This is a genomic window from Acetobacter sp. (assembly GCF_022483985.1).
In the GTDB taxonomy this organism is placed as follows: Bacteria; Pseudomonadota; Alphaproteobacteria; order Acetobacterales; family Acetobacteraceae; genus Acetobacter.
Window position 1 is genome coordinate 345,769 of sequence record NZ_JAKVME010000002.1, and the last position, 11,981, is coordinate 357,749.

General features: G+C 59.7%; 10 protein-coding genes. 6 read left to right on the forward strand and 4 right to left on the reverse strand.

The genetic code is table 11. The features are described from left to right. Positions 1 to 110 precede the first annotated feature (110 nt). Entirely contained in the window at positions 111 to 1,085 is a 975-nt protein-coding gene (locus tag LKE90_RS13230; protein ID WP_291491984.1) for a lysozyme inhibitor LprI family protein, read from the forward strand. Positions 1,086 to 1,364: 279 nt separating this feature from the next. Here LKE90_RS13230 and LKE90_RS13235 read toward each other — a convergent pair whose 3' ends face one another. Together LKE90_RS13235 and LKE90_RS13240 are read right to left on the reverse strand one after the other, a co-directional pair. Further along, the gene (locus LKE90_RS13235) at positions 1,365 to 2,939 is read right to left on the reverse strand and encodes a 2-isopropylmalate synthase (RefSeq protein ID WP_291491983.1); all 1,575 of its coding nucleotides are present in this window, start codon (positions 2,937 to 2,939) and stop codon (positions 1,365 to 1,367) included. 482 nt (positions 2,940 to 3,421) lie between these two features. After that, positions 3,422 to 3,955, reverse strand: coding sequence for a ubiquinol-cytochrome c reductase iron-sulfur subunit (locus LKE90_RS13240; RefSeq protein ID WP_291491982.1), 534 nt, complete (start codon positions 3,953 to 3,955; stop codon positions 3,422 to 3,424). A 223-nt stretch (positions 3,956 to 4,178) separates the two neighbouring features. Here LKE90_RS13240 and LKE90_RS13245 point away from each other — a divergent pair, with 223 nt between their 5' ends. Further along, positions 4,179 to 4,520: a DUF2322 family protein gene (locus tag LKE90_RS13245; protein ID WP_291491981.1), complete on the forward strand. Its 342-nt coding sequence runs from the start codon at positions 4,179 to 4,181 to the stop codon at positions 4,518 to 4,520. Positions 4,521 to 4,650: 130 nt separating this feature from the next. Here the strand turns inward: LKE90_RS13245 and LKE90_RS13250 are convergent, their stop codons facing one another. Together LKE90_RS13250 and serB are read right to left on the reverse strand one after the other, a co-directional pair. Next, a complete protein-coding gene (locus tag LKE90_RS13250; RefSeq protein ID WP_291491979.1) occupies positions 4,651 to 5,898 on the reverse strand; it encodes a cation:proton antiporter in 1,248 nt (415 codons plus the stop codon). Positions 5,899 to 5,988: 90 nt separating this feature from the next. Then, the gene (gene serB, locus LKE90_RS13255; RefSeq protein WP_291491978.1) at positions 5,989 to 6,888 is read right to left on the reverse strand and encodes a phosphoserine phosphatase SerB; all 900 of its coding nucleotides are present in this window, start codon (positions 6,886 to 6,888) and stop codon (positions 5,989 to 5,991) included. 50 nt (positions 6,889 to 6,938) lie between these two features. On the opposite strand from serB, the gene miaA reads away from it, so the two are divergent. From miaA to ilvC, 4 genes are all read left to right on the forward strand, one after another. Beyond that, positions 6,939 to 7,925, forward strand: coding sequence for a tRNA (adenosine(37)-N6)-dimethylallyltransferase MiaA (gene miaA, locus LKE90_RS13260; RefSeq protein ID WP_291492057.1), 987 nt, complete (start codon positions 6,939 to 6,941; stop codon positions 7,923 to 7,925). 135 nt (positions 7,926 to 8,060) lie between these two features. After that, entirely contained in the window at positions 8,061 to 9,875 is a 1,815-nt protein-coding gene (gene ilvB, locus LKE90_RS13265; RefSeq protein ID WP_291491977.1) for a biosynthetic-type acetolactate synthase large subunit, read from the forward strand. Between the two features lie 132 nt (positions 9,876 to 10,007). Continuing rightward, positions 10,008 to 10,577 (forward strand): acetolactate synthase small subunit, encoded by a 570-nt coding sequence (gene ilvN, locus LKE90_RS13270; protein ID WP_291491976.1) that lies wholly within the window; start codon positions 10,008 to 10,010, stop codon positions 10,575 to 10,577. A gap of 68 nt (positions 10,578 to 10,645) precedes the next feature. Next, the gene (gene ilvC / locus LKE90_RS13275; protein WP_291492056.1) at positions 10,646 to 11,665 is read left to right on the forward strand and encodes a ketol-acid reductoisomerase; all 1,020 of its coding nucleotides are present in this window, start codon (positions 10,646 to 10,648) and stop codon (positions 11,663 to 11,665) included. Positions 11,666 to 11,981 lie beyond the last annotated feature (316 nt).

An 11,981-nucleotide genomic window follows, 5' to 3' on the forward strand; every position in this document is an offset into this window, starting at 1 on the left:
ACCCGGAAGGTGAACGTGGTGGAGTGTGACAGAGCTTCCTGTAGGAGAATCGGCAATAAAGGCCATTCTGATTACGTTTGCGCACTTCTGGTTGGAAAAGGTTTTGGCTAATGCGTATTATATGGCTGGCAGCAATGGGAGCAATTGTGTTACCTCAGCAGGTGTCAGCTGCGAGCTTCAATTGCGCTTCAGCCTCTGCACCAAAAGATAAATTTATCTGCCAGACACCAGAATTGTCCGCAATCGATGATCAGCTTGCTCATGTTTACAAGCAGAAATTAGAGAGTTTAAGCCCTTATGGTGCGGATTTACTACGGAAATCCGAACGAAACTGGTTGCGATATGTAGAGATCGTTTGTCCGATTACTCCCCCTTCAGAAAACAACTCTCGTGCAGATCAGGTCAATTGTCTAAAGCAGGTCTATCAGGACCGATTGCACGGCCTTGATGCAGTCGCAAGAAAAATCGGGCCTTTCCTGTTCAACCAGATCGATTCATTCGCTGCAGAGCCATATAGTAGCTGGGACAATGTTCCGAAATTATACGTCCAACATCTCTCTTATCCTCAAATTGACGGCCCAAAATCGGCCAATACAATCACTTGGAACAAGATTTTCGACAAAGGCCAAGTCTGCACAGATACCGAATGTGATGGTGACAAAGATATTAGTTATGACGTCAGTTATGTGAATGATCACGTCATAAGTGTTGCATGGTCTGATTACACGTACTCCGACGGTGCTGCGCACGGCTTTTTCTCGTCTGGAAGTGACAATCGCGTTTGGGACCAAGGCTTGCGAGAGTTGACTCCGGCTGACGTTTTCGCAACTGGATGGCAAGCAAAATTACAGCAGCTTTTTTGGGATGCCTTGCTCAAAAAAAGCTGGAAGCCGAGCGACGATAAAGTAAAGCGCGCGGTTTTGGCTACAGTGATTGAACCGAAGAAATGGTCATTCACAAATGATGGTTTGAGTGTATCATTTGGTGCTTATGAAGCCGGGTGTTACGCGTGCAATCCCGGCACTACAACAGTACGCTGGAGCAATCTGAGACCGCTTCTCACTGAGAGTTCTTTGTTGCCTTAGTTGTTTCTTAATAATTCATCAAATCTGTGTGGGTCCATTGCTTTTCGATGGCATATTTATAGTGGTGACCATAATGGCATAATTGAATGACCGTATTTTCTCGCAGTCATCGTATTCCATCGTTTAAATGAATGACTGCTTTTTTTAATATTTTATTTGACAGCGGACAACTTTCCTTACTCATTTAGTAGAGCCGCCTCATCCAAAATTACTACAACAATCAAAAAAAGCCGCCCCACAGCAGGACGGCTTCACAACTTATAACAAAAGAAGCAGGCTTTACTCAGCCAGCAAGGATTCCGGCTCGCTTCTGGTCCGCTTGACCAGCAGCTTGTTCAGAGCGTGGATGTAGGAACGGACAGCGGAAACAACCGTGTCAGCGTCAGCCCCCTGACCATCGACCATCTTGCCGTCTTCCTCCAGACGGACGGTTGTGCGGGCCTGCGCATCCGTGCCTTCCGTGACAGCGCCGACGGAGAACAGGGCCAGACGCGCATCGTGCGGGAAGGCGCTGCGGATGGCGTTGAAGGCCGCATCGACCGGACCGTTGCCGTTGGCCGTCGTTTCCACAGCCTCGCCGTCGATTTCCAGAACCAGAGTGGCTTCGGCGGCGCGCTGTGAGCCGGAGGACACATCCAGTGACAGGAAACGGATGCGGGCATGATCGCGGACTTCATCGTCAACCAGCGCGATGATGTCCTCGTCGTAGACAACCTTCTTGCTGTCAGCCAGATCCTTGAAGCGCTGGAACGCCTCGTTCATCTTTTCGTCGCTGACCGTGTAGCCCAGCGCCACCAGCTTGTCGCGGAACGCCGCGCGACCGGAATGCTTGCCCAGCACCAGCGAGGTCTTGGACCAGCCGACGCTTTCCGGCGTCATGATCTCGTAGGTTGCGGCGTTCTTCAGCACGCCATCCTGATGGATGCCGCTTTCATGCGCGAAGGCGTTGCGTCCGACGATGGCCTTGTTCGGCTGAACGTCAAAGCCTGTTGTCGTGGACAGCATCTTTGACAGCTTCAGCAGCTTCGTCGTCTCGATGCGGTTGGTGTAGGGATACTGGTCGTGACGGGTGCGGATCGCCATGACGATCTCTTCCAGCGCCGCGTTGCCCGCGCGTTCGCCGATGCCATTGATCGTGCATTCGATCTGGCGTGCGCCACCGCGCAGGGAAGCCAGCGTGTTGGCGACGCCCAGTCCCAGATCGTTATGATTATGCGCCGAGAAGATCACCTGATCCGCACCCGGCACACGCTCCTTCAGCATGGAGAAAATGCGCTCCATATCCTCTGGCGTAGCGTAACCGACCGTGTCGGGGATGTTGATGGTCGTAGCGCCGGCCTTGATCGCGGCTTCAACGCAGCGACACAGGAAATCCGGCTCGGTGCGGGAGCCGTCTTCCGCCGACCATTCCACGTCATTCGTCAGGTTGCGGGCGGCTTTGTTGCCGGTGGTGATGATTTCCAGAACCGTCTCCGGCTCCATCCGCAGCTTGTATTTCATGTGCAGCGGGGAGGTGGAGATGAAGTTGTGGATACGGCCGCGTTCGGCGTGCCGGATGGCGTCGCCTGCTGCCTGAATGTCGTTCTTGCCGCCGGAACGGGCCAGAGCGCAGACAACCGAACTCTTCACGACGCGGGCGATTTCGGCGACGGACTGGAAGTCCCCCTTGGAGGCGACAGGGAAACCTGCCTCGATCACATCGACGCCGAGATCGGCCAGTGCTGCGGCCATCCGCAGTTTTTCTTCCAGATTCATGGAGAAGCCGGGCGACTGTTCGCCGTCACGCAGCGTTGTGTCGAAGATGAAAACGCGGTCGTCGGTGACGCGGCCGAAGGAAGGATGGTCGAAGGTCATGAAAGCCTCGGAATGACGTGTCTTGGTCCCTGTTTCGCCCTTTCTAGGCGCGAAACGCTCTGCTGACGATATCCCCTAAGCGTTATCGGCACGCATACATGCCGATGGGCGCGCTCAGGGGCGGATAAGTCGAAGGAGAAGCTGGGAGAGGCCGCGCGCGGTCGTGGCGCTGATGCGCTTCATCGACTCGGAACGGGCGGCGGCAATAGTCATATGTGGGACCATACAGATTTAAGAAAGCAATGCAAGCAGGAGAAAGAGTTGGCAGCGGGAGATCGCGGCGGGACAGGAGGGCGAATGAAATCGGCGTGATCTCGATAAACTTAATTTGTAAATAGGATATATTTGTTTTTCGTTGAAATGGAGGGCGGCGTGTGACATTGTTCGTTTGTCGGATAAAAATAATAAGAAATGGCGGCGACCTTCGGGTCGCCGTTTCTGTTTCCGCAGGTCGCCTGAACGGGCGGTCCGGCAACCGACAGTCAGTCGGCCCGGCTTGCATGTCCTCCCACCTTTGCTGAGAAACCACCTGCCAGTCGCAGATGGCCGTCCACAACCGCGATCGCTGCGAATGGAAGAGGGAGAGGCGCAGGCCCGCCGACAACCGCGCCGTCATGTTCCACATCATAGACCGATCCATGACAGGGGCAGGTCAGGCGATGGGTTTTGCTGTCCCAGTCGGACACAAGGCATCCGGCATGCTGGCAGATGACGGAATAACCCCGGAAGCCTGCTTGTGTTCGCACCACCCAAAGGCGGTTGTACGGTGTTTCCATGCGAGGCTGGTGTGTCTGCGCGGAAACCGGCCAGCACATGATGGCGGTGTCGCCGTTTCTGATCTGGCTTTCAGTCAGGAGAGCGCTGTCCTTTCCTTGTGCAGGCATGAGAAAGTCGCCGACGGCGAGGGAAGGAGCATGGCCACGAGCATGGGAAGGAAGAGAGGCCAGACAGCACAAACTGGCCGCACCGGCTGCGAGCTGTCTTCTGGAAAGGGGAGAGGAGGTCTCTGATTGCATCCTGCTGGAGTCATCTCTTCTGAATGGGTTTAGAACACACCATGTCCGAAGTGACAGGCAGGTGGTTTGAAGCTCCTGTTAAATTTCATGGTGGTGGCTGACCGTGTGTATTGGTCGCCGGTGGAAAGAATGGCGGCTTGGGCGATCAGGTGTTCTGCCGGACCGTCGATCAGGGTATCTCGTCTGACGGGCCTTTTGCTTCATGAACGGAGGAGTTCGACACGTGCCAGAGAAGACAATTCAGCCGACGGCGGTTTTCAAGGAAAACCTTCAGAAACTGCCCTCAATCGAAGGCGTGCAGCGTATTGACCTGATCAATGGCGACGGGACGGTGGTCGCCACCATTGAAAATCAGCCGGGCAAGCAGGGATCTCTGGCCCTTTACCAGTATCTCGATCAGGTTTTCGGCATGCTGGACAAGGCAGCCGCCGAGCATGGTCTGGCCGTGTTCGGTGAACACACTCTGGACGCCCGCGCTCGTCCCGGAGCGCACCCGAATATTGACCGGTTGCTCGGCATCGTCGCGGGCGAAGCGCCACTCAGGATCGACATCGTTGCGGCATAAAGGCTGAGGGTGACAGATGCCGCAACGTTTCGGGAAAGGAGCGTCGCGGCACATCCCTAAATCGAAAACGGCCTCAAGCGGGGCACTTGTGGGACACGGCGAGTGTCTCCTGCTTTCCCACCCTCCTGCCTTACTTCGCCGGATAAAACCGGCGCACGACCCGCTCCATGGTCAGGCCCTGCACAATGATCGTGAAGACGACCACCCCGTAGCAGACAGGCAGGATCAGATTGCGCAGCTCGCCTTCCGGCAGGCCGAGCGCAAGAGAGAGGGAGATGCCGCCCCGCAGTCCACCCCATGTCAGGATGCCCAGCAGCCTTCCCTTGTCCCAGTTTCTGATATGCAGCGGCAGTGTCGAGAGAAAGACGCTCAGACCCCGGCCGCAGATGGACAGGGGAACAATGACCAGCATGGCGGCCAGTGACGACAGATGCAGCGGGACTTCAAGAATCTGGAAACCGATCAGCAGGAACAGCAGCACGTTCAGCACTTCATCGATCAGCGACCAGGCGATGTTCAACTCCTTGCGGGAGTGTTCGCCGAAAATGGACTGGCTGTAGCGCGTGCTGAGACAAAGTCCGGCGGTGACCACGGCAACCGCGCCGGACATGCCGAAACAGGTGGCGACGCTGTATGTGCCGGTGGCCAGCGCGAGGGAGGCGATCAACTGGGTATGGGCATCCCGGCTGGCGCGCAGGAGAAACAGCGTCAGCCAGCCCGTGGCCAGACCCAGAAGACCGCCGCCGAAGGCCTCCCAGAGGAAACCTTCGGCAATCTGGGCAGACGTCACATGGCTGGCGTCCCCGACGGCGAGGCCGATGGTCACGCCGAAAATGACGATGCTGATACCATCATTGAACAGGCTCTCACCGGCAAAAATCGCCTGAATGTCCTGCGGCAGACCCAGACGGCGCAACATGCCGATGACGGAGACCGGATCGGTCGGCGCGAGGATCGCTCCCAGAACCACACACCATGAGAAGGGGGCGGCAACCCCCAGAAGCGGGAAAATCAGCCACGCCGCACCGGCCAGCAGCAGAACCGCAAGAATCGTTCCCAGAACCGCCAGCGCCGTCACGGATTTCAGTTTCGAGCGAAAGCAGCCGAGATCGACACCCAGCGCGCCTGCGAACAGCAGCAGTGACAGCGCGCCGTTCAGCAGGGCTTCCGGCAGATTGATGGTTCCCAGAACCGCGTGGGCGAACAGGCGGGGATCGTAGGCCGGGCAAAGCAGGCCGGTTGCGATAATCAGCAGGGAGGCCGCAATCGAGAGCAGCATGACGCCGATTGTCATCGGCAGCCGGAGCCAGCGATCATTCAGGATGCAGAAGACCGCGGACAGGGTCAGGAGAAGCGCCAGAAGACCGAGAGTATTCATATCTCTCGGTCGCTTTCCGAAGCACTGGATGTCAAGAATAATGCGCCAGACCGGGCGCTCCGCCATCTTTCGTCACAGAACGGGCGGGTATCAGCCCTCGACAAGTTCCGAGGCGTGATAACCCTGAGCGAACAGCGCGGCGCGGAGTGTGCCATGTTCGATCCGGTTCACGATTTCCTTCCGCACGACCGGCTTGGCATGAAAGGCGATGCCAAGCCCCGCGGCCCGCAGCATGGGCAGATCGTTGGCGCCATCACCAATCGTCAGGGCGGCGCTCAAAGGTGCGCCGGCAGTGGCGGCGATACGGATCAGATGCTGGAGCTTGGCGTCCGGACCGAGAATGGGTTCGCCAACGGTGCCGTTCAACGTGTCATCGGTGACATTCAGGATATTGGCATGGTTTTCGGCAAAGCCGCAGGCCGCGCCCACACGGGCGGTGAACCATGTAAAACCGCCGGACACCAGCGCCGTTGCCGCGCCGTGCGCCTTCATGGTCTGTACCAGCGTGCGTGCGCCCGGATTGATCATCACGTCGCTCCACGCCTCTTCGAGCAGGGAGGCTGGAAGATCGAGCAGGAGCGCCACGCGGTTACGCAGCGAGGTCTGGAAGTCAATTTCGCCATTCATGGAACGGCGGGTGACGGCGGCGACTTCCTCGCCGATGCCGGGACGGAGGCGCTCAGCGTGGGCCGCGATATCGTCCAGCGTCTCGTTGGCGACCATGGTGCTGTCCATGTCGGCCACGAGAATCTTGCGGCGACGGTTTCCGGTCGTGCTGCTGTACAGCACATCGACGGCGCGATCGGCCAGCGCGAAGCGGATCGCGTCGATCTGCGCTGGCGTGAGCGGCGCGCAGGCGATATCGACAGCCTCGTCCGGCGAGAGGATGGTCGTCTCGCTCCCCGCAGCCAGAGTGCTGGCCAGCGCGATGTCCTGCGGCGTGAGGGATGTGGCTTCGCGGTTCGCGACGAGTGTCAGAATAGCGCTCATGATGCTGCTGCGTGTGACAGGGTTGATGGCTGGAGGCAAGCGACAGGATGATGAAGAAAACGGACAGCGGGCGTTCGGCGCTGATTGTCGCGGGTCCGACATGTTCCGGCAAGTCCGCGCTGGCCCTCGCTCTGGGCGAGCAACTCAACGGCACTGTCATCAATGCGGATTCGATGCAGGTCTATCGGGAACTTCGTGTCCTGACGGCCCGTCCGACGCCGGAGGAGGAGGCCCGTCTGCCGCACAGGCTCTATGGCGTCAGTCCGGCAGGCGAAGCTCGAAGCGTAGCGTGGTGGCGGCTGGAGGCGCTCGCTGCGATGGAAGAAGCGTGGGCGGAGGGACGGCTGCCTATCCTCTGCGGCGGCACCGGGATGTATCTGCGCGCCCTGACCAACGGACTGGCTGAGGTTCCGGAGGCCAGCGCTGAGGCCCGTGAAGAGGCGCGGATGCTCGCGGCTGACCCGGCGGTTTTACATGACCGGCTGATGGCGGTGGACCCGGACACGGCTGGAGGTCTGCGTCCCACTGATCCGCAGCGGCTGGCCCGCGCATGGGAGGTCTGGCGCAGCACGGGCAAGGGGCTGGCGTGGTGGCGTGTACAGCCCGGTCTTCCCGCTGCGGGCTGCCGGTTCGTGGCCGTTCGTCTTGACCCGGCGCGGGATGTGCTGCGTGCGGCGATTGCCCGTCGTTTCGGCCTGATGATTGAACTGGGCGCGATTGAGGAAGTGCGTGCGCTGCTGGAACAGCATCTCGATCCCGCGCTTCCCGCCATGCGGGCGCACGGCGTGCCGGAGCTTTCGGCCATGCTGCGGGGAGAGATCAGCCTTGCCACGGCGGAGGAGCGGGCGGTGCTGGCGACAGGCCGTTACACCAAGCGTCAGGCTACATGGTTCAACCATCAGCCTCTCGTCAGTTCGGATCACACGATTATTATCGAAAACAGAATCACTATAAATGAGCAACTTTTGAAAAGAAAAATACCGGAAATTATATCTTTCATGCAAAATCAGGTTGACGCTCCGGCGGACGAGGCTTAAACCACCCCTCCACCGTCCGGCATTGACGCCGGAGGTCCAGCCCTGCCGATGCGCGAAACGCGGTCGGTTCAACACAGCAAACCCGGGTGAGAACAGGCTCCACGGCAACCGGAGCCCACCTTGCGGGAGACGACGATGAACGCCACCACACAGACGATTGCGACCCAGTCCGACGCCAGCACCACGCTGACCGGCGCCGAGGTGCTCATGAAGGTTCTTGTGGATCAGGGCGTCGAGGTCGTCTTCGGTTATCCGGGAGGCGCGGTCCTTCCGATTTACGATGCGCTGTTCCAGCAGGACCGCATCCGCCACATTCTCGTGCGCCACGAACAGGCCGCCGTGCACGCCGCCGAAGCCTACGCCCGCTCGACTGGTCGCGTGGGTGTGGTGCTGGTGACCAGCGGTCCCGGCGCGACCAACGCCGTGACCGGTCTGCTGGACGCGCTGATGGACTCCGTGCCCGTCGTCTGCCTGACGGGACAGGTGCCTGTGGCGCTGATCGGCAATGACGCGTTTCAGGAGGCCGACACCACCGGCATCACGCGCCCCGCCACGAAATACAACTATCTGGTCAAGCGCCCGGAAGAACTGTCCCGCGTGGTGAACGAGGCCTTCGAGATCGCTCGCTCCGGTCGCCCCGGCCCGGTGGTGGTCGATCTGCCGAAGAACATCACCGTCGGTCCCGCGCCTTACGCCCCGCCGAGCCGCACGCCCCGCGCCTCCTACCAGCCGCGTATTGAGCCGGATCGCAAGGCCGTCGCCCGCGCCGTGGCCGCCATGAAGTCGGCCAAGCGCCCGCTGTTCTATGTCGGCGGCGGCGTGATCAACGCGGGCAAGGACGCCTGCGCCGACCTCACGCGCTTCATCCACACGACCGGCTTTCCGTGCACCGCCACCCTGATGGGCCTTGGCGCATTCCCGGGCAGCGACAAGCAGTTCCTCGGCATGCTGGGCATGCACGGCACCTATGAAGCCAATCTGGCCACGCATGATTGCGACGTGCTGATCGCACTCGGCTCGCGGTTCGATGACCGCGTGACCGGCCGTGTCGATGCGTTCTCGCCGAACTCCTTCAAGATTCATGCCGATATCGACCCTTCGCAGATCAACAAGATCATTCGCGTGGACGTGCCGATCGTCGGTGATGCCGGACGCATCATCGCCATGATGATCGAGGAATGGGACGCGCAGACCGCCAAAACCGACGCGAAGGCGCTGGAGACGTGGTGGTCCCGCATCAAGGCATGGAAGGCGCTCGACTGCCTGCGTTTCACGCAGGACCAGTCTGCCGACGCCGTCATCAAACCGCAGCAGGCCATCAAGCGTCTTTATGAACTGGCTGTTGAGACGGGCCGTGAGACCTTTGTGTCCACGGAAGTCGGCCAGCACCAGATGTGGGCGGCGCAGTTCTTCAAGTTCGAAAGCCCGAACCATTGGCTGACTTCGGGTGGCCTCGGTACGATGGGTTACGGTCTTCCCGCCGCCGTCGGCGCACAGGTCGCGCACCCCGACGCGCTGGTGATCGACGTGTCCGGCGAAGCCTCGGCGCTGATGAACATTCAGGAGCTGGGAACCATCGCCCAGTATCGCCTGCCGGTGAAGATCTTCCTGATCAACAACCACTACATGGGCATGGTTCGTCAGTGGCAGGAACTGCTGCACGGCTCGCGTTACTCGGAGAGCTACAGCGACGCGCTGCCGGACTTCGTGAAGCTGGCCGAAAGCTTCCACGCCAAAGGCTTCCGCGCCACGAAGATGAGCGAACTGGACGACACCATCCGCGCCGCCCTGGCTTATGATGGCGCGGCGGTGATCGACATCTGCGTGGCGGAGGGCGAGAACTGCTTCCCGATGATCCCGTCAGGTGCTGCTCATAACGAGATGATCCTCGGGCCGGAGCAGGAACAGCAGGGCGCCGAAATCACCGACGAGGGAAAGATGCTCGTCTAGAGATTTCATTCCCGCGTGAGGCGCTGCCTGACTGAAGGAAGCGCCTCGCATTGCTCCCCGCTCTTCCCTTTTGCGCCCGGCGCGGTTACAGCCGCCCGGACGTCGTAACGGATCGGACTCCGGATTCACTCGATGAAGCATTTTTCTGACCTGTCGATCCCGACAGCCGCCTTCTCTCCCGATGGTCTTTCTGCCGGTGGTGACATCATCACCCGCGCCGTGATCTCCGTGCTCGTGGACAATGAAAGCGGCGTCCTCGCCCGTGTGGTCGGCCTGTTCTCCGGGCGCGGCTACAATATCGAGAGCCTGACCGTGGCCCCCGTTGAAGGCGGCGGCACCCGCTCGCGCATCAACATCGTGACCTCAGGCACGCCCGAGATCATCGAACAGATTCGCGCCCAGCTCGACCGGCAGGTTCCCGTCTGCCGAGTTGCCAACCTGACAACGCTTGGTCCACATATCGCCCGCGAGATGGTGCTTGTAAAAGTCGTCTCCACCGGTGAGGCCCGCACAGAGGCGCTCCGCATTGCGGAAGCCTTCCGCGCCCGCGCCGTGGACACGACCGCAAGCTCCTTTGTGTTCGAGCTGACGGGGGCAAGCGACAAGCTGGACAGTTTCATCGAACTGATGCGGCCAATCGGGCTCGCTGAAGTTTCCCGCACCGGTGTCGCCGCGCTCACCCGTGGCTGCCGGACGCTCTGAGTTTCCTTTTCGGGGTGGACTTCCGGTTTCGCCCCGTATTTCTGCACTGAAAGGCATAATCCATGTCCATGCGCGTCTATTACGATCGCGATGCCGACGTTAACCTGATCAAGAACAAGAAGGTCGCGATCATCGGTTACGGCAGCCAGGGCCACGCCCACGCCAACAACCTGAAAGATAGCGGCGTCAAGGAAATCGCCATCGGCCTGCGTCCGACGTCCTCAGCCGTCGCCAAGGCTGAAGGCGCTGGCTTCAAGGTGATGACGCCTGAGGAAGCCGCCAAGTGGGCCGATGTCGTCATGGTTCTGACACCGGACGAAGGGCAGGGCGCTCTCTACAAGGAGTCCCTTGAGAAGAACCTGAAGCAGGGCGCAGCTCTTGCGTTCGCTCACGGTCTGTCCATCCACTTCCGTCTGATCGAAGCCCGTCCTGACCTCGACGTGTTCCTGATCGCACCGAAGGGCCCGGGTCACACGGTTCGTTCCGAATACCAGCGTGGCGGTGGCGTTCCGTCCCTCGTCGCCGTGGCGCAGAACGCTTCCGGCAACGCTCTGGAGATCGCTCTCTCCTATGCTTCCGCCAACGGCGGTGGCCGTGCAGGCATCATCGAGACGACCTTCAAGGAAGAAGTCGAGACCGATCTGTTCGGTGAGCAGGCTGTTCTCTGCGGTGGCCTTGTCGAGCTGATCCGCGCCGGCTTCGAAACGCTGGTCGAGGGCGGTTACGCTCCCGAGATGGCCTACTTCGAGTGCCTCCACGAGATGAAGCTGATCGTTGACCTCATCTATGAGGGCGGCATCGCGAACATGAACTATTCCATCTCGAACACGGCTGAATACGGCGAATACGCCACCGGCCCGCGCATCGTCACGCCTGAGACGAAGGCAGAGATGAAGCGCGTTCTGACCGACATTCAGGACGGCACGTTCGTACGCAACTTCATCCTTGAAAACCAGTCCGGTAACGTCGGCTTCAAGGCCATCCGCGCCCGCAACGACGCTCACCCGATCGAGGCGACCGGCGAGAAGCTGCGCGCCATGATGCCGTGGATCGCGAAGTCCAAGCTGGTGGACAAGACGAAGAACTGATTATCGCGTGAAGCTCCGGCGTGGATGACTGCGCCGGGGTTTGTGTGTGAGAGGCCTTCCGCTCGGTGTTGCCGCCGGGTGGAAGGCCTTTTTTTGTTAGAGTATGCATGGGGCTTTGCCCCGTGCCCCACAAAGGGACGCGGTCCCTTTGATCCCGGTTTGACTGTTGGAAAGGAGTTGTCAGCTTTTACCAACAGGGCTCTACCCCATGCTTCGCCAAAAATATACTTTTGGAAATCTTTTTTTATCAATGACTTGAGTTAAGTGAGGCCACGCGCCCCGGCAGTTGTCTGGTTAGCCCGGTATGGCCTGCGTG